The organism is Polaribacter sp. BAL334 (assembly GCF_015767435.1).
Lineage (GTDB): Bacteria > Bacteroidota > Bacteroidia > Flavobacteriales > Flavobacteriaceae > Polaribacter.
In genome coordinates this window covers 217,123-235,208 of the sequence record NZ_JADWOV010000317.1, presented here as the reverse complement: position 1 = coordinate 235,208, position 18,086 = coordinate 217,123, and the positions used below count along the sequence as shown (strand labels likewise).

Annotated in this window: 12 protein-coding genes, 3 tRNA genes and 1 pseudogene; 8 read left to right on the top strand and 8 right to left on the bottom strand. The window is 31.8% G+C overall.

What is annotated here, in order from left to right; genetic code table 11:
- Nucleotides 1-17: 17 nt before the first annotated feature.
- Nucleotides 18-1,262 (top strand): tetratricopeptide repeat protein, encoded by a 1,245-nt coding sequence (locus IU405_RS12900; protein ID WP_197439022.1) that lies wholly within the window; start codon nucleotides 18-20, stop codon nucleotides 1,260-1,262.
- Nucleotides 1,263-1,314: 52 nt separating this feature from the next.
- Here IU405_RS12900 and IU405_RS12895 read toward each other — a convergent pair whose 3' ends face one another.
- Both IU405_RS12895 and IU405_RS12890 read right to left on the bottom strand, forming a co-directional pair.
- Nucleotides 1,315-2,085 (bottom strand): C40 family peptidase, encoded by a 771-nt coding sequence (locus tag IU405_RS12895; protein ID WP_197439021.1) that lies wholly within the window; start codon nucleotides 2,083-2,085, stop codon nucleotides 1,315-1,317.
- A gap of 29 nt (nucleotides 2,086-2,114) precedes the next feature.
- Entirely contained in the window at nucleotides 2,115-3,290 is a 1,176-nt protein-coding gene (locus IU405_RS12890; protein WP_197439020.1) for an acetyl-CoA C-acyltransferase, read from the bottom strand.
- A 134-nt stretch (nucleotides 3,291-3,424) separates the two neighbouring features.
- Between IU405_RS12890 and IU405_RS12885 the strand changes: the two genes are divergently transcribed.
- The 4 genes from IU405_RS12885 to IU405_RS12870 all read left to right on the top strand — a co-directional run bounded on the left by IU405_RS12885 (nucleotide 3,425) and on the right by IU405_RS12870 (nucleotide 5,882).
- Nucleotides 3,425-5,488 (top strand): HD family phosphohydrolase, encoded by a 2,064-nt coding sequence (locus IU405_RS12885; RefSeq protein ID WP_197439019.1) that lies wholly within the window; start codon nucleotides 3,425-3,427, stop codon nucleotides 5,486-5,488.
- A 103-nt stretch (nucleotides 5,489-5,591) separates the two neighbouring features.
- Nucleotides 5,592-5,673 (top strand) — tRNA-Ser (locus IU405_RS12880).
- A 12-nt stretch (nucleotides 5,674-5,685) separates the two neighbouring features.
- Nucleotides 5,686-5,760: transfer RNA gene (locus IU405_RS12875), tRNA-Pro, on the top strand.
- Between the two features lie 48 nt (nucleotides 5,761-5,808).
- Nucleotides 5,809-5,882 (top strand) — tRNA-Arg (locus IU405_RS12870).
- Between the two features lie 733 nt (nucleotides 5,883-6,615).
- On the opposite strand, the pseudogene IU405_RS15945 reads toward IU405_RS12870, so the two are convergent.
- Nucleotides 6,616-7,389, bottom strand: a pseudogene (locus IU405_RS15945) (recombinase family protein); the annotation flags it as partial.
- 223 nt (nucleotides 7,390-7,612) lie between these two features.
- On the bottom strand, nucleotides 7,613-8,536 hold the full coding sequence (locus tag IU405_RS12860) for a hypothetical protein (RefSeq protein WP_197439018.1): 924 nt from the start codon (nucleotides 8,534-8,536) through the stop codon (nucleotides 7,613-7,615).
- 129 nt (nucleotides 8,537-8,665) lie between these two features.
- Between IU405_RS12860 and IU405_RS12855 the strand changes: the two genes are divergently transcribed.
- Genes IU405_RS12855 through IU405_RS12845 form a run of 3 tightly spaced genes read left to right on the top strand, consistent with a single transcriptional unit; the run spans nucleotide 8,666 to nucleotide 9,445 of the window.
- Nucleotides 8,666-9,109 carry a hypothetical protein gene (locus tag IU405_RS12855; protein WP_197439017.1) on the top strand — a complete coding sequence of 148 codons (444 nt, stop codon included), beginning with the start codon at nucleotides 8,666-8,668 and terminating at the stop codon, nucleotides 9,107-9,109.
- On the top strand, nucleotides 9,106-9,306 hold the full coding sequence (locus IU405_RS12850) for a hypothetical protein (RefSeq protein ID WP_197439016.1): 201 nt from the start codon (nucleotides 9,106-9,108) through the stop codon (nucleotides 9,304-9,306). Before IU405_RS12855 ends, IU405_RS12850 begins: the two co-directional genes overlap by 4 nt.
- Nucleotides 9,296-9,445, top strand: coding sequence for a hypothetical protein (locus IU405_RS12845; RefSeq protein WP_197439015.1), 150 nt, complete (start codon nucleotides 9,296-9,298; stop codon nucleotides 9,443-9,445). Before IU405_RS12850 ends, IU405_RS12845 begins: the two co-directional genes overlap by 11 nt.
- Before the next feature lie 795 nt (nucleotides 9,446-10,240).
- On the opposite strand, the gene IU405_RS12840 is transcribed toward IU405_RS12845, so the two are convergent.
- The 4 genes from IU405_RS12840 to IU405_RS12825 all read right to left on the bottom strand — a co-directional run bounded on the left by IU405_RS12840 (nucleotide 10,241) and on the right by IU405_RS12825 (nucleotide 18,061).
- The gene (locus IU405_RS12840) at nucleotides 10,241-11,803 is read right to left on the bottom strand and encodes a RagB/SusD family nutrient uptake outer membrane protein (protein ID WP_197439014.1); all 1,563 of its coding nucleotides are present in this window, start codon (nucleotides 11,801-11,803) and stop codon (nucleotides 10,241-10,243) included.
- A gap of 11 nt (nucleotides 11,804-11,814) precedes the next feature.
- Entirely contained in the window at nucleotides 11,815-14,949 is a 3,135-nt protein-coding gene (locus tag IU405_RS12835) for a SusC/RagA family TonB-linked outer membrane protein (protein WP_197439013.1), read from the bottom strand.
- Between the two features lie 141 nt (nucleotides 14,950-15,090).
- Complete coding sequence (locus IU405_RS12830; protein WP_197439012.1) at nucleotides 15,091-16,674, bottom strand: arylsulfatase; 1,584 nt, start codon at nucleotides 16,672-16,674, stop codon at nucleotides 15,091-15,093.
- A gap of 1 nt (nucleotide 16,675) precedes the next feature.
- Nucleotides 16,676-18,061 (bottom strand): hypothetical protein, encoded by a 1,386-nt coding sequence (locus IU405_RS12825; protein ID WP_197439011.1) that lies wholly within the window; start codon nucleotides 18,059-18,061, stop codon nucleotides 16,676-16,678.
- Between the last annotated feature and the right edge of the window lie 25 nt (nucleotides 18,062-18,086).

The following is an 18,086-nucleotide window of genomic DNA, read 5'->3' as shown; positions in this document are numbered from 1 at the left end:
ATTTAAATCAAGTAACAATGAGAAAACAAATAGTAGCGCTTTGTTTAGGATTCATGACAATTGGATTACATGCGCAAAAGGACGAATTAAAAAATGCCGAAAAAGCCATAAAAGGAGGAGATTTTAAAGGAGCTCTTACAATTATTGAATCTTTGGATAGCATGGAAGAAACCATGGAAGAGAAATACAAGGCTCAATATTATTTCTTAAAAGGGCAAGCTTATGGTACAAGAGACGTTAAAAAAGCTGCAGAGGCTTATAATAAATTAACAGCTTACGAAAAACAAATTGGGAAGCAAAAATACTCTAAAGAAGCTGAGCCAAAATTGAATGAATTGTTAAGTTTTGTTTCGAAAAAAGCGATTGACCAATACAATTCAGGAAATGATTATAAAGGTGCTTCTGAAAATTTTTATTTAACGTATCAATTGAGTCCTAAAGACACTTCTTTTTTGTATAATGCTGCAATAAGTTCCTCATTAGCAAAAGATTATACAACTTCTTTAGAGTATTATAAAAAACTTCAAGAACTTGGATATACTGGAATTGAAACTGTGTATTATGCAGTTAACAAAGCAACAGGCACTAAAGATAATTTAGGTACCAAACAAAATAGAGATACAATGGTAAAGTTAGGTCAATATTCTGATCCTACTACTGAAGTAACAAAATCTAAAAGAGCTGATATCATTAAAAATATTGCTTACATCTATGTAAATGAAGGAAAAACAGAAGAGGCTATGATTGCTTTGCAAGAAGCAAGAAAATCTGATCCAAAGGATATCAATTTACTTTTGAATGAAGCTCAATTGTACATCAAACTAGAGAAAATGGATAAATTTGCGAAATTGATGGAAGAGGCGATTCAATTAGATCCAAACAATCCAACGTTGTTTTTCAATTTAGGTGTTGTGAATCAAAATGAAAAGAAAATTGAGGAGGCAATTGGGTATTACAAAAGAGCTATTGAATTAAAACCAGATTATGGAGATGCTTATATGAATACTGCTGTGGCAATTTTATCTGGTGAAGAAGCTATTGTAAATGAGATGAATAATAATTTATCAAATAATAAAAAGTATACTGAGTTAGAAAAGAAACAAAAAGAGTTATACAAAAGAGCTTTGCCATATATTGAAAAAGCAGATGAAATTGAGAGAACTGAAGATACTGTGAGATCATTAATGAATATCTATGATATTCTTGAATTGACTGACAAAGCAGATGCTATGAGAGCAATTTATAAAAAAATGAAAGAATAATATTTTATTTTCTTTTAGAAAAAAACCGAAATCTAGTGGATTTCGGTTTTTTTTATATCATTTTTTTAATGACTCTTAATTTATGAGTATGTTTTTGTAACTCAGCATTGAAAATTCCACTATGATCAAGCGTATCAATTCGCACTTTTCCAAAAGCATGAATGATATGATACTCTTTCAGAATAATACCTACATGAATAATTTCGCCATTTTCATTGTCGAAAAAAGCCAAATCTCCAGGTTCACTTTCTTCTATAAAACTGAGAACTTCACCCTGAGTTGCTTGTTTTTTGGCATCTCTCAAAAGTTGATATCCACATAATTTATAAACCATTTGTGTAAAACCAGAGCAATCAATTCCGAAAGGAGTTTTTCCTCCCCACAAAAAAGGGGTATTTAAAAAAATAAAAGCCTTTTGAATAATTTCCTTTTTGGGAAGTTTTTCTGAATACACTTTTCCATCATAGGCATATTTTTTGGTGTTGATGGTAAATTCATTTTTGAAAAAAAAAGGCAATCTCGAACCAATTGGAATTGTGGTGAAATCATTATTTGAGTTTGAAATAAAATCAATGATTTCTCCTGAAAAAGTGGGCTCAGAAATGGATAGTTTTTCGAAATAATCTTCAGTTATTTCCTCAAATTGTTTGTTATCTACAAAACCCTCATAGCCATCAGAAAAGATCTTTATTTTACTCCAATTTTTCTGTTTTTCTAGAATTGTAAAATGTTCTCCAAAAAGCAATTGCGTCACCATTTCTGATTTTTCTGATGCCTCAAAACGAACAGCAACAATACTAAGATTACAAATTCCGTAAAACAAAATGGATAGTTTAAATGGTTTTACAATGATTAGATTCTTTCTATAACGATAGCACTTGCACCTCCACCACCATTGCAAATTGCAGCAGCTCCAATTTTAGCATTATTTTGCGCTAAAATAGACGTCAACGCAATGACAATTCTTGCTCCAGAAACTCCTAAAGGATGTCCTAACGAAACAGCTCCACCATTCACATTTACCTTTTCTTTGGACAATCCTAAGATTTTCATATTAGCCAAACCAACAACCGAAAAAGCTTCATTCAACTCAAAATAATCAACATCTTCAATTGTTATAGTTGCTTTCGCTAATGCTTTTGGTAATGCTTTTGCTGGTGCAGTTGTAAACCATTTTGGCTCGTGTGCTGCATCAGCATAACTCAAGATTTTTGCGAGAGGTTTGATATTTAATTCTTTTGCTTTTTCTGCTGACATTAAAATCAATGCAGCACCACCATCATTTATAGTAGAAGCATTTGCAGCAGTTACAGTGCCATCTTTAGTAAATGCAGGTCTTAAAGAAGGAATTTTATCTAAAAATACATTTTTATATTCTTCGTCTTCTGAAAAAAGAATTGGATCTCCTTTTCTTTGAGGAATTTCAACAGGAACAATTTCGTTCGCAAATTTCCCTTCTTTCCAAGCATTTGCAGAACGTGTGTAAGATTCTATGGCAAAAGCATCTTGGTCTTCTCTTGTGAATTCATAGGTTGAGGCACATTCATCAGCACAAACTCCCATGGCCACTTTTTCATATGCATCTACTAAACCATCTTTTTGCATGCCATCTTCCATGGAAATTGGTCCAAATTTTGAGCCCATTCTTGCATGATGATAATGTGGAATTAAGCTCATATTTTCCATTCCTCCAGCCACAACAATATCAGCATCACCCAAAGCAATTGTTTGGGCAGCTAGCATAATTGCTTTCATTCCAGAAGAACAAACTTTATTTACAGTTGTGCATGGAACAGTATCTGGAATTCCAGCGTGAATTGCAGCCTGTCTTGCAGGAGCTTGCCCCAAACCAGCAGAAACTACATTTCCCATATACACTTCATCAATCAAATTTGGGTTTAAATTTATTTTTTGTAATGCTCCTTTTATGGCAGTAGCTCCCAATATTGGTGCAGGAATTGTAGATAAACTTCCCATAAAACTTCCAATTGGAGTTCTTGCCACAGATACAATTACTACTTCTTTCATTTGTTTAGATTTTGATTTTATAAAAAAATTGTAGTGTAAAATTAACCATTTTTAATCAAAATGAAATCTTTATAGAGGTGTAATTTTTAACCTTCATATTTTTATGGTAAGTTTGTTGTTATTAGCCAGCATTTATGAGCGAATTTGTAAATAAACTTTATAGAAATAATTCGATTATTTATAAGATAATCTTATTCATACTTACCACGATTGCAATCGTTTATTTATTTCCAAAAGGAGGTCAATTTAAATATGATTTCAGCAATGGACAACTTTGGAAATATGATAATTTATACGCTCCTTTTGATTTTGCTATTCAAAAAACAGCAGATGAAATTGCTTCCGAAAAGAAGGATATTGAGGCCAATGCAATTCATTATTTTGAATTTGATACTAAAATAGTTGATGAGGTCAATGAAACTTTTGTTAAAAAAATATACTCAATCAAATCAAAAGATTCCTTAAGTGATGAAGATGTAAAATCACTGAGAAAAATTGGAGAAAAAGTATTGCAAAATGTGTATGAAGCAGGATTTTTGGAGGATTTGACAACTGATGTGGTTTCAAGAAATGATGAAATAGTAGCTTTGAAAAAAGACAATGTTGTCAGTGATGTTTTGTTCACAAATTTACTTACAACGAAAGATATTTTATCAATAATTAATTCAAACCTTGGTAAAAAACCGTATGATTTTAAGCAGGAAATATTGTTGAATATTTTGGTAAATTCTATAAAGCCAAATGTTTTTTATGATAAAGAATTTACTACGAAAATTATTGATAATCAGTTGAAAAGTATCTCTTTAACAAAAGGGAAAGTTGCAGCTGGAGAATTAATTATATTAAAAGGCGGTATTGTTGAAGGTAAAAAATTAGCGATATTAAATTCATTAAAAACGGAATCTGAATCAAAAATTTGGACAGAATCAAACTACAATTGGATTGTGTTAGGATACACAATTCTTGTTTCATTAGCATTATTGATGTTGTTGTTATTTCTTCACAAATACCGAATCGATATTTTCAATAATAATAACAAAGTAACCTTTATATTTTTCAATGTTTTTGCAATCATATTCGTTCAAACATTAGTGATAAAATACAATTCAGATTATTTATATGTAGTTCCATTAAGTATTCTTCCTATCATTATCAAAGCATTTTTTGATGCACGTTTAGGACTATTTACTCATGTTTTAACGGTATTGCTTTTAGGATATATCGTTCCAAACAGTTTTGAGTTTATTTACTTGCATATCATTGCAGGAATTGTAACCATACTTACTGTTTCTGAATTGTATAAAAGAGCCAATTTATTTATTTCTGTTGCACAAATTACATTTATTTACATGCTCACCTATTTTGCTTTTTCAGTAATAAAAGAGGGCAATGCATCACAATTGAATTTTGATTATTTCATACTTTTTGCTGCCAACGGTTTATTATCTTTTCTATCAATAATTCTAATTTATTTGTATGAAAAAGTCTTTGGATTGGTTTCTGATGTTACATTATTAGAGCTTTCAAATACGAATACAAAATTATTAAGAGAATTAAATGAAAAAGCGCCAGGAACATTTCAACATTCGATGCAAGTTGCAAATTTGGCAGAAGCAGCAGCAAACGAAATTGGTGCAAATTCAATGTTGGTAAGAACAGGAGCTTTGTATCATGATATTGGAAAAATGTATAATCCTTTGTATTTTGTTGAAAATCAAACTACAGGAGTAAATCCGCACAGTGATTTATCTCCAAGAGATAGTGCGAAAATCATTCTAGACCATGTTATAAAAGGAATAGAATTAGCAAAAAAACACAATCTTCCAGATCGAGTTATCGATTTTATAAGAACGCATCATGGAACCACAACAACCTATTATTTTTATAAGAAGGAACAAGAATTAAACCCTGATTCAAAAGTAGATATGAAATATTATCAGTATCAAGGGCCTATTCCATTTTCTAAAGAAACTGCTATTTTAATGATGTGTGATTCATCAGAAGCAGCCTCAAAAAGTATTAAAAACCCAACAGCGCAATCAATTAGTGATTTGATAGATAAAATTATTGAAAAACAAATGGCTGATAATCAATATTTAAATTCTGATATTACTTTCCGAGAAATTAAAATTATCAAAAAAGTAATCAAGAAAAAATTGATGAATATTTACCATTTACGAATAGATTATCCTGAATAAAAAAAGAAAATAAAAAGACTAAAAAATCTTGGTAATTTGTATTTGGAATAGTACATTTGCACTCGCAATTTTTATTTTTAAAATTTTCGGATTTTAAATGTAAGGAGAGGTGGCAGAGTGGTAATGCAGCAGATTGCTAATCTGTCGACCTTTGGGTCGCCAGGGTTCGAGTCCCTGTCTCTCCGCTAAATTGCTCTCGGGGTGTAGCGTAGCCCGGTTATCGCGCCTGCTTTGGGAGCAGGAGGTCGCAGGTTCGAATCCTGCCACCCCGACATCATAAGGTTGTTTTTTAAAACAAACTTGATTTTTTTAAAGACTTAGGTCGCGTAGCTCAGTTGGATAGAGCAACTCACTTCTAATGAGTAGGTCCCAGGTTCGAATCCTGGCGCGATCACTGAACGGGACAAATTCTTAATATTAAGATTGTCCCGTTTTTTATTTCCTCCAAAACCCTTATTAATAGTGGATATTTTTAAAAGTAGCGGATTGATATCAGCGGTTTGAACTTTTTTATTTTGAAAACCGAATTTATTTGGAAACATCAAACCGGTAAGGAGTCTTTTATTATGTATGTCTCCATTAACGTATTGTTTGTCAAAGTTTTGTAACTTGGACAAACCTTTTTTATAAGTTTCAAAAATATCTTTCTGTTTATTTTGAGTCTGTTCTAAAAGTAGAAGTTCATCCAGTATATCCTGATATCTTTTTTTAGCCTGTGAGTACTCCGTTTTATCCATTTGACCATCAATAAAAAGATCCTGAATTTTAATAAGCTTATCACTTATTAGTTTGACTTTCTCGTAATGCTTAGGACCCAGTTTAGAAGTCAGCAGCTGCTTTTGTAGTTGTTCCTTAATTATGATTTGTAAAAGTTCAAGAACAGGCTTATTAAGTGTGATGCTTTTTAAAAAAGAAATAAAGAAAGTTTCAGCCTCTTCTATACGATATCTTCCCTTGCAAGGACTAATACAGTGATAATAGGCATAATGTTCAGACCGGCCTTTGCATACACTGGCAGTCAGAGGTCTTTTGCACTCAGGACAAAGCAAGAACCCCTTCAATGGAAATTTGGGATTAATTCTACTATGAGTCACATGATGCTTTTTCTTTTTGGCATCAAGCACATTCTGAACCTGGTCAAAAAGCTTTTTAGAGATAATAGGTTCATGAATACCATCCACAATAGTTTTCGGTTCATCTTTGTAGGCTTTTATAAATACAGCCCCATAATAAATAGGATTTCTAAGAATAATAGAAAACATGGATTTAGAACTTTTCAAACCCTTACTATTGAGTTTGGTAAGGACTTCCTTTTGGGTATAAATACCTTTTGCAATGAGTTCAAAACCTTGTTGTATTAAAGGCGCCTCTTTTGAAGGTGTTAAGATTGGTTTTTTAGCACTATCTCTTCCTATGACATACCCTTTGGGAGGAGGCCCCACATATCTACCCTCTTTAAAAGCACGTCTCATACCAGCAATAACATTTTGAGAACGTCTCTGGTTTTCAACCTCAGGAATCGCTAAGTAAACAGCCATCATAAGCAGCTGTTCAGGAATGGTCATATCCAGAGGTTGAGTAATGGCATTAATTTTAATTCCAAGCCCATTAAATATCCCAATCATTTGATAAGATTCAGCTGTGTTTCTTGAAAACCTATCCCATTTTACAAGTAAAAGTTCATCAACTTGTTTTTTATTGCTTTTGCAATAGGCAAGAAGCTTTTTAAATTCAGGTCTTTTAAAAGTCTTTGCAGAATAATCCTCTCTATAGATATCAATAACACGATAGTTTAGATCTTTACAGTATTGCAGAAGTTTAGCTTCTTGGTCCCGAAGAGAATAGCCTTTATCGGCCTGCTCATCGGTAGATACCCTCACATATAGAATGACGTTTTTCATAGTAGTTAGGTTAATTGGTTAAATTATGACATATTACTTCAGAAAATATTTCTAAAAAATTGATTATTTCGATGATTTCATGATCAGTATAAGGCTGTTTGCTTTGCTGATTTAAAATTTCCTTTGCAGAATTGAAAATTTGAGATTCCCGGCCCATATCGATATAGGATAATATCGGGCTGTGTTTTCAGGGACCGCATGAGTGCTACAAAATTTATCATGTTTACTTAATTAAAGTTAATTTATAATTATCCTGAGAACGGATTTCAATCAAAAGCTTAGAACCTTTGGCTATTTTGTTTTCTAAAATGTATCTAGCTAGTTCCTCCTGGCTTTTATGTTGCTCAGTAATTGTAATAGGTTTTATATGCTGATCTTGAAAAGCAATTTCAATCACTTTGGGTCTTTTAAAGATAACAATATCTCTGATCTGCTTTTCAATATCACTAAGATAGGTCAAGTCTTTTTTTTCATTGCCAAAATCAACAGCAAGTACCTTAGCTATGATAGGAGCAAGAGGTAAACAAATCATAGGGTTTTGAAGATAAACGCTGCTTAAACCTAAAGTTAATTCAGTACCACCAGTAATAAATTCATAATCATTCGTCTGAGGTACATACAACATAGAATGGGGAAGTGTTTCTCTGTTAATAGCAGACTTGATCATATCTGTAAAGGGATTTATGATAGTTCTGTAATGATGGTCCATAAAGAGATCATCTGCTAAAAATATTTTTAATGAATTAATTGTTTCTTCCGATAACTTGCTCATTTTATCATTAATATGAAATTTGAAAACAGTATCAGCATATTTGTCTTCCCTCGGCTTTTGCCAAACAGACTTAGCAAGTTTTGCTAATTGCTCAACAGAAACTCCAAAGGATAGTAAATCCTTAACAATGCAAACCCAAACAGCTTGTGATAGATTCAACCGAATCCATTTCGTTTTGGTGTCATTCTTTCCTGCAATCAGGGCGTCCATCTTGTTTAAAACAACCTCTTTAGGTTGTTGCTTTTCAACAAAGGGCACTAAAGCCTTATCTATCCAGTAATTAATTTGTCTTGAAGTTACGCCAAGTTGCGCTGGGCTAATTTCTTGATCATCATAAACAAAGTTTCCTAATTCTATATAATCTGATTCTCTCATAGGTATGAATTTAAAGCGCTAAGATAGGATAAATTTTTTAAATACGAAATAATGTATTATGTTTGCGTAAAATATGCCACATAAATACATAATTATAATTTAAAAGAAATAACTAAAAAATAAAAAAATATGAAATCAGAAATTAAAGAAAAAATCAAAATATTAAATCTAGCTGAAAATGCACCACTACCAAGCCCCATTGCACCCAAAGTATGTGATTGTGGCTGTGGAAATGTTTTTCAACCTCAAAGAAGAGACCAAATATATTTAAACAAGCAACACGCTGATTTTGGATATAACCATAAAACAAGAAAGGTAAAACATCAAAATCGCAAAGAAGTTGAAAAGATATTAAGAACTAATGACATTATTTTGGAAAAGTATTATCAAACTCAAAAACTTGAGAATTGTGCAACTTGTTATTTAGATGCATTAAAAGCTGATGGTTTCAATTTTGCCTATATTATTGGTAAAAAAGAGAAAGGAGGTAATGAAAACTTTTATTTATATAATTACTACTACTATACATATGTAACTAATAATATTAAAATGATAAAAATTTATAAGAGATGAATTCACCAACACCCATAGATGAGTTGCCAAGTTTTATAGAAAAAAACTACAACACAATACAGCCAGTTAACAACCCATTGCTAAAATACATATTTGTTGGAGGGGTAATTTTACTAGCCATAGTAATCTCCGCAGCAATTGTAGGAAACAACCAACAAAAAACCATCAATATAAAACCAGAAGAAAATGACAACTGATAAAAAAGAATCCTCAGAACTACCTATTGGTAATATTATTTACACAACCATAGGTGCCTTAATTATTGTTGCAGGAGCTACTGCAATCTTAAGGTTAAGTAAAGTAATGATTGGAGACATCAAAGAGATGGGCTTGTAAAATTTCTGAATATTATAGATTAACACCAAAGAAAGAGGGAGCTATTGTAGCTTCCTCTTTTTATTTTTAAAAATAATTTTTCGAATTTATTTATTTTGAATTATTCTTTCTGAAATTTTTTTAAAAACTCTGAAAAACCCGTAATAAATAATAAAACGTCGTTGAACGTCGTAATACTTCCTGAAACGTCGTAATTCCTCGCTATCCATCTTTTAATTCAACGCTGTATTTCTTCAAATTAATGTTGATTCTATCGGAAAAAAGTATTTAGTTTATAAGTAAAATTGAAGGAAACTTAAAAACACTCTCTTAGTTTTTGTCTAAATCAGTTCACTTTAGTTTGAAGACATAAATTTTAAGAATTGACAAATAACCTTATTTCAAGATTTGACAAGTACCATTTTAATCAAATTACAATGCAAAGTAATTGATTCTTAAAAATTATATATTTCACTTTTAACTAAGGCTTTTCAAATTTTATCTAATCTTTGATCACAAATTTTGAAGTAAAAAAGATAGCTCTTAAACTATAAATTAATCTTTTTTAACCCTGAGTTTAAGGAAAGTTTTTAATAAAAAAGCGAATTATGTTACAACCCTTAGACTTACTTATTTCCTTGTAGAGAATCAGATTTAAAGTACTCTTTTTTATAAAAAAATATACCAGCAAAAATTGCTGGTATATTTACTGTTTCATTGTCTATTAACCTTTATGAGCTCATTTTTGTTATTTTCTTAAGTATTTTAATATCTCAACTACATACATTTAAAAATTAGGGTAGATACATATTTTTTTTACCAACCTGGATTTTGTGGTCTTAAACCAGGATACATCATTAAATCACTTGCTGGAATTGGAAAGTATTTATATTTTTCAGCTGACAAATCTGTTCTATAATTTCCAACAATATTTAATCGTTGATAATCAAACCAAAGGTGCATTTCGTAACATAACTCAAGTCTTCTTTCAGAAATTAAAAGACTCATAAAATCTCCAGTAGGAAGTATTCTTCCTAAACCAGCCCGTTCTCTAACATCTGCAAGTCTTTCTCTAGCTTCTCCTTCTTGTCCTAATGCATGTAAAGCTTCTGCATACATTAACAAAACATCTGAATATCTTAAAACTGGAATATTATCACCAAAATGTCCTCCAACTGCAGGATTGGTTTGATATTGATAAGTAGTTCTCACCATTGGAATATTATCTGGCGATAATTGATAATCACTCCAATATTTTTTAAAAGTTAACACTTTAATTCCGCCAGTTGGATACGTGAGTAATTTTGCGTTTTTATCATAATATTGAAGCACAAATGTTGCCTCTCTGCGTTTATCAGTAATATCAAATTCAGTTAAAAATGTTGGATCAACAGTAATATTTTGTCTTTCATCAGACAAAATTCCAGCATTTCTAATTCCTGTAGTTGCCGCCAAAGAATTACCCACTTTTACATCAGTTGCTGCTTTAAACCCAATAGAAAAAATATCTTCAATACCGTTTTCATTTTGTTCTTGAAAAACGTCAAAATAATTATTAATTAATCCATAGCCATGGTTACCAGCATAAACAGCAGCGCACATATCTCTTGCATTTGTGAACATTTCATTCATATCAAAGGCATTTTCAAACAAATTAGCATTTGATTTCATAGAAGACCCTATTGTTAAATATACTTTTGCTAATAAACCTTGAGCTGCTCCCTGAGTGGCTCTACCTGGCTCATAACTTTGATAATTATTTAACAACGTTGCACCCTGTGATGCAAAACTTAGGGATGAATATTCATTCCATTTTGGCAAATCTGCAATAGCAGCCTTTAAGTCTTCGATAATAAAATTATAAACTTCACTTTCAGTTGATTTATTTGGAAAGGCTTCATCAAGTGATGTTACACCATTCATTATTGGAACTTGACCCCACATACGAACGAGATTAAAATAACAAAGTGCTCTTACAAATTTAGCTTCCGCCAAAATTCGTTTTGATGAGGCATCGTTGATATTTTCAACATTTAATAATTTGATTAATGTACTTGATCTATTTACACAAACCCACATTCTACTCCATAAGTTATTAATACTTCTTAAATCTCTATCAGCATAATTCATGGAAAGATAAGCTGCCCCAACTTTAGCCGTTCCTGTTGGTCCCTCTAACATTTGCATAAATGTATAATCATTTCTATAAAAAAAATACGAATCGCGTAAAGCTGCATAAGCGCCATTTAATGCGGATATTCCTTGGGATTCATTTTGATAAAAATTGGAAGTTTGTGAAGTGCTAAACAATTCTTCGTCTAAGTAGTCTGAACAAGAATTAAGTCCGAATACTAAAATAATTAATACTAATTTTTTCATATTTATATTTTTTAAAAATTAACGTTAAATCCAAAAGTGTAGATTGCTGGTCTTGGATAGGCAAAATCATCAAGAGCCATTATATTTGGACTTTGATTTGTAGCCCACCCACCCGCATCTGGTTGATTGTTTTCAGGATCTGTTCCTTTATATCTAGTAATTAAAATAGCGTTTTGAGCACTTGCAAATACAGACAATCTAGTGATGAAAGGAATTTTATCTATAGGAATATCATAAGATAACGAAATATTTTCTAATCGGATATAATCGCCATTTTCTACATTACTTAAATTTGCAGAAACCCCATCAAAGCCTCTAGATCCTAATCTTGGAATATCTGTAATGGTATTATCTGGCGTCCATCTATTCAACATTCTTCTAGAAACTGTTGACGCTACTCCAAAAGATTGATTCCAATTATTCGTATTAAATTGTTCTGTATCTAATAACTCTTCATTTGATCCATTGTAAATATCCTTCCCTATTACTGCATTTATAAACGCATTAAATGTCCATCTTTTATAGGTTAAATCAATACCTACCCCTAATGTAAAATCAGGATGAGGAGAGCCAATTTCAGTTCGATCATCAGCATTAATTTTTCCATCTCCATTCGTATCTAAATACTTTATATCTCCTGGTAAGGAACTTGGTTGAAGAAGAGAAACATCACCAGTTACAGGATCAGTGTAAGTGTAATTATCAATAGATGCTTGATCTGGAAAAATACCTAATTGAGGGACTTCCCAAAAAATTCCGTAAGCATAGCCTTGACCAACAAACCCTGTGTATTTCGGTTCACGAATTAATTGAGCTTCGCTAATCCATCTTGTTATTTTATTTTTATAGTGCGAGAAAACAAGGTTCGTTGCAAATGTAAAATCTTCTTTTTTAATAATGGTTGCTCCAATACTTAAATCAACACCTGTATTTGTCATGTCTCCAGCATTTACGGTAGTTTGTTCAAAGCCAGAAACTCCTGGTAATACAAAATTTCTTACCAATAAGTCTTCAATAAGCTTGTAATACACATCTGCATTAATATTGACACGCCCTTTCCATAAACTCATATCAAAGCCAAAATTATATTGTGTAGCAACTTCCCATTTTAAATCAGGATTGTCAAAACTTTGAGGTGCTTCTGCTTGAACTTCATTATTTCCAAAAACATAAGTAGGAGTTGATGCTGCTAATCCAAGATTGTAAATAGAACCTAGTGATTGGTATGGTAAAATACTAGAACTACCTGATTGCCCTGCACTTAATCTCCATTTCCAATTACTAATTACCTTACTATCTGCTAAGAATTTTTCTTTTGACATATCCCAAGCAACAGCAACACCAGGAAATAAAGCCCATTTATTGTTGGCTCCAAATTTTGAAGATCCATCATAACGCCCTGTTAATGTTAAATAATACTTGTCATTAAACTTGTAATTGATTCTTCCTAAAAAACCTAATAAAGTTTCTTGAATTTTTGCAGAGCCATATCCTTCAACAAAAGCACCAGCTCCTAAATTAAAAGGGCCATAAATATCAGTATTAAATTCAGTCACATTGCCAGAATCTAATGTGTTTCTTACCCTTTTTCCAATTTCCATCCCTCCAAGAAAGTTTATATTGTGTTTACCTTTATTTAAAGAGTAGGTTAAAATATAGTTATTTAATAAATCTGCAGTCTTAATGCTTAAAACATTTGCTTTTCCGTTGGTAAGCGAGCCTTCTAATGTTGTTGAAGGTAAATAATTTTTTCTATCAAGTCCAGTATAATTGTATTTTAAACTTACCGCTAATTTCAATTTTTTAGCCAAATTAATATTCACAAAAAAATTGCTTAATACTCGGTCTATATTATTTTCATCAAAAGAATTAAGCAAACGCGCTAAAGGATTTTCAAATTGATTTGGTTCTCCAATTACATTGCTAAAGTTATAACTACCATCTTCATTATATACTGGTATAACTGGAGCTGTTCCATATATGGATGCAATTGCTCTTTGCCCATCTCTTAATTGATCAAACTCAGATCGATTTCCATTGATTTTAAATCCAAATTCAATTGCTTTAGTAACATCAAATTGGGCATTCAAATTAATATTCATTCTTTGGTACTTTTGACCTTGAAAAGCGCCATCATCTCTTACGTAATTAACCCCAAAACCAATAGCAGAACCTTCTTTTCCGTAATTTAATTTAAAATCGTGGTTTACTAAAGACCAAAATTGACTTGTTTCATCTAACCAATTGGTACCTTCGCCCCAACTATCAGGATCGTTTTCTGGAAACCCGGGAATCTCTTCGTTTGGAAGTATATTAGGAATAGTTAAATTTGCTGTATTTGCCTTCATTTCATAAAACAGTGTTGCGTATTCTCTGGCGTTTACTACATCTAAATCTCTTGTCGCATTTTTATACGAGAAAAAATGAGAATATGAAATATTAGTTTTTCCTATTTTTGCACTTTTAGTAGTAATTAGTACTACACCATTTGCTCCTCTTGAGCCATAAATTGCCGTTTCTGCAGCATCTTTTAATATTTCGATTGACTCAACATCTGAAGGGTTTAAAAAATCGATATCATCACTATAAATACCGTCAATAACATACAAAGGCTCACCTGTACCGTTTATAGAATTTAATCCTCTAATTTTTATAGATGAAGTTCCACCTGGTTCAGAGCCAGTTGTACGAACATACACACCAGAGGCTTTACCAACAAGTGCTGAAGCAAGATTTGGTGTGGGTTGCTTAACAATATCTGACCCTTTAATGGTTGATACACTACCTGTTACATCTGATCTTTTTACAGTTTGATAACCAATAATTACAATTTCATCTAAATTTTCAAAAGATTCAAGTAATATAATATCTAAAGTGGTTTGATCAGTAATGGTAACAACTTTTGTTTCCATTCCTAAATAAAAAAAACTTAGTTTATCTCCTTTTTCAGTGGAAATGGAGTATTTCCCTTCTAAATCTGTAATTTTTCCAATATTCTTACTTGCAATAATAATTTCAACTCCAGGTAAAGGATTTTTTTTTGCATCAGTAACAGTTCCAGAAACAGTAATTGTTTGTGAAAAGCTATAATGAATAATCCCCAGAAAAATTAGGAGGAGAACTGATCTCTTTTTAGTTAATTTCATAGTTTTAATTGATTGTTAGTTTTTAGTAGTTATGATTGTATTGTTGGTTTATTTAAATCGATTTAATATTGAATGTATCCTTAAATTTGAGTAACAGTTTTTAAAAAAAGTTTTGTATCTTTTACTTTCAATAAAAAAAATTTATTTATTATTTTTTTTGGGTGGTTGAACATTTATTGTAGCCCAATCATCATATAATTTAACTAATTCGTTCAATTTTTCAGGTTTTTTACCTTTTAGATCATTGGTTTCATTTCTGTCTGCCTTCATATTATACAAAGACCAAACGTCTTTATTAGCCACAGCTTTCCAATCACCTAAACGTATTGCTTTCCCTTTTGCCCATTGCCAAAAAATTGGTTTTTGGCGCTCAGCCATTTGCTTTCCAAGCAAGGCTGGAAGAAAACTTTCACCTTGCATTGGAACGATTGATTGATTTCTAAAATTAGTAGGATATTTTGCTGCTGTAATATCTTGAAAAGTAGCCATAACATCCACAAAATGTAATGGTTGATTGTTAATAGCACCCTCATTTTTTATAGCTCCAGGCCAAAAAGCGATAAATGGTGTACAAATACCTCCTTCATAACTAAAATTTTTAAAAAATCGGTAAGGTGTATTGCTCACATTTGCCCAATCTTCTCCTGTTGACCCCCAATAAGATACTGAACCTAATTGGCCTCCTAATTTATCATTGCTTTTTTTATAATTTTGCTCGGCATCTACTGAGTTTGCACCATTGTCAGAAGCAAATAAAATCAAAGTATTTTCAAGCTTTCCAGTTTCCTTCAGTTTATCTAATAATTTTCCAATATTTTGATCTATACGATCAATCATAGCAGCATAAATTGCCATTCTTAAATCTTCTTTGTCCTTTTCTTCAGCAGATAAAGAATCCCAATCTTTAAAAGTTTCTTTAGATAATTTCATTGAAGCATCAACCATACCTAATTCAACCATTTTTTTATATCTGGCTTCGCGAATTGCTTTATAGCCAACAGCATATTTTCCTCTATATTTTGCAATATCTTCAGGCCATGCCATTAATGGATCATGAGGTGCTGTATAAGCAAGGTAAAGGAAAAAAGGTTTTGTATCTTTTTTGTATTCATCGAGATAAGAAATCGCGTATTTTGTAAAATAGTCTGTTGAGTAAAAGTCTTTATCAGTATTATAAGGTTTGTATGCTTTATCATCAATATTCCAAGTATCAGGACCACCTTTAAAAATTGGTTGTGGCTCTCCTTTGCGCTGTTTACCTGGATTAAAGTGATTCGTGGCTCCTCCAAAAAATTCGTAAACACGATCAAAGCCAAAATCATATAATGATGTTTTGCTATGATTTTTTCCTGATTGTAAGGTTCTATATCCTGCTGTTTTTAGCAAATCACCTAAAGAAATAGCATTTTGAAAACTTGATGGATTCTCACCCATGTTGCTTTGTTGGGCGTATACTCCTGTGAGTAGCGTAGCTCTTGAGGGAAAACATTTTGAAGTGTTGTGCATTTGTGTAAAACGAACTCCTTGATTTGCTAATTTATCTAAATTAGGTGTATTGATTTCACCTCCGTAAGAACCAATATCAGAATACCCCATATCATCCACCAGAATTAGAATAATATTTGGTTTTTCTGATTTTTTTTGAGAATTAATTTGCGATGTACCACAAGAAAAAAATAAAAATGATAAAATAAAAACAGAAATTGAATTATTAGAAATTCTCATATTAATTGATAGTTTTTAGATTTACCAAATTTGCTCTTAAACAGATATTTATGAATGCAGCTGATGTCCAAAGTTGCTGTCCTGAGCCTGAAATAAGGCCACTTGGAAGTACCACTTTTTCATGAAAGGAGCCAAAACCACCCCAATCTTTATTGCGTTTTTCTGATAATTTTGTTCCCATAGTTCTTGCAAGAACAGCAGCGTTATAACCTGTATGGTCTTTTTTATCTGCTTTTTCTTTTGCTTGAAGAAAAAAGGTGTCACAAAAAGGCCATGAAGCTGCATTATGATCTCCTTTACCCCCTTCTAAAAAAGGGTGAATTAATGGAGTTCCAAATTCAGTCATTGGATAATTATCAATCGCTTTTTTTGCAGCTTTACCTTCAACAATATCAAAAAGTACCGCAAATGCAGTCCCTAAATTATGTTGATTGTTTATTACTTTTCCATAACGATCTTTGAAATAAGTAAGTGTTCCATCAGGCAAAACCAATTCTTTTAAAATTGCCTTTTTTAATTTTTCGGCTCTTACCAACCAATTTTTTGCCTCATCATTTAGGTTGTTCTTTTTTGCAGCATTTGCCATAGCAAGCATTGCTTTGTAATACATGCAATTTGTGGATGTTCCCTTTAAAAGTACACAATCTGCAATTGTCATCCCTTTAGGATACCCTCCATTTGATGCAATATCTTGAAAGGTAGGTTGTGCTCTAAATAAACCATCCTTTGGGTCAAACCAAGGATCATAAAATCTTTCAAAATTTTCTTTCCCTGTTGTATAAAACCATTTCCAATCTGCTATATCAGGATTTTTTTCGAAAAGATCATCAACAGCCCAAATCCAAACCACATCATCTGTTCTTCGTGTGTAACTATTTGTTTTGTATTGAGCCATTACGTCAGGTTCATGATCAGAAATTACTTCCCAAGGCACATTAATTTCTGGTATAACATGTTCTGCAGAAACTTTATGACCTAATTTACCTCTAACTTCTCTTGTTATCATCAAAGATTTTTTCATTTCTTCTGGAAAAATTGTATTCAGTGCTAAAATACCCGCAAATGCAATATCTCTAGTATACACTTTATCTGTGTAGCGTCTTCCAGCAGCAAAATAGGTTCCTACTTCGTTTTTCACTATATTTTGCTCAATATCGTTTAATGCTATCTTAAACATTTTAGCCATAATAGGTGTTGCATCATCAATTAATGAAAGTCCAATTTTTGGTGTTACACTAGGTAAATCATCAGTTTTGAAAGATCCTAATCCATCAGATAATTCATTCTCTGTTAAAACCAAAGGTGGATTATTATAAACTGTTTTTTGGGCAGTACAAGAAGTTATCCAAATGAAAAGATAAAAAATAACAAAAGGTTTTTTAAGCATATTTAATCGTTTTAATTTTTTAATG

Excerpts from the sequence above, each read along its gene's own strand:
- IU405_RS12830 (WP_197439012.1), bottom strand. The coding sequence starts at position 16,674 with ATGAGAATTTCTAATAATTCAATTTCTGTTTTTATTTTATCATTTTTA.
- IU405_RS12825 (WP_197439011.1), bottom strand. The coding sequence starts at position 18,061 with ATGCTTAAAAAACCTTTTGTTATTTTTTATCTTTTCATTTGGATAACT.
- IU405_RS12885 (WP_197439019.1), top strand. The coding sequence starts at position 3,425 with ATGAGCGAATTTGTAAATAAACTTTATAGAAATAATTCGATTATTTAT.
- IU405_RS12845 (WP_197439015.1), top strand. The coding sequence starts at position 9,296 with ATGACAACTGATAAAAAAGAATCCTCAGAACTACCTATTGGTAATATT.
- IU405_RS12850 (WP_197439016.1), top strand. The coding sequence starts at position 9,106 with ATGAATTCACCAACACCCATAGATGAGTTGCCAAGTTTTATAGAAAAA.
- IU405_RS12890 (WP_197439020.1), bottom strand. The coding sequence starts at position 3,290 with ATGAAAGAAGTAGTAATTGTATCTGTGGCAAGAACTCCAATTGGAAGT.
- IU405_RS12855 (WP_197439017.1), top strand. The coding sequence starts at position 8,666 with ATGAAATCAGAAATTAAAGAAAAAATCAAAATATTAAATCTAGCTGAA.
- IU405_RS12860 (WP_197439018.1), bottom strand. The coding sequence starts at position 8,536 with ATGAGAGAATCAGATTATATAGAATTAGGAAACTTTGTTTATGATGAT.
- IU405_RS12835 (WP_197439013.1), bottom strand. The coding sequence starts at position 14,949 with ATGAAATTAACTAAAAAGAGATCAGTTCTCCTCCTAATTTTTCTGGGG.
- IU405_RS12840 (WP_197439014.1), bottom strand. The coding sequence starts at position 11,803 with ATGAAAAAATTAGTATTAATTATTTTAGTATTCGGACTTAATTCTTGT.
- IU405_RS12900 (WP_197439022.1), top strand. The coding sequence starts at position 18 with ATGAGAAAACAAATAGTAGCGCTTTGTTTAGGATTCATGACAATTGGA.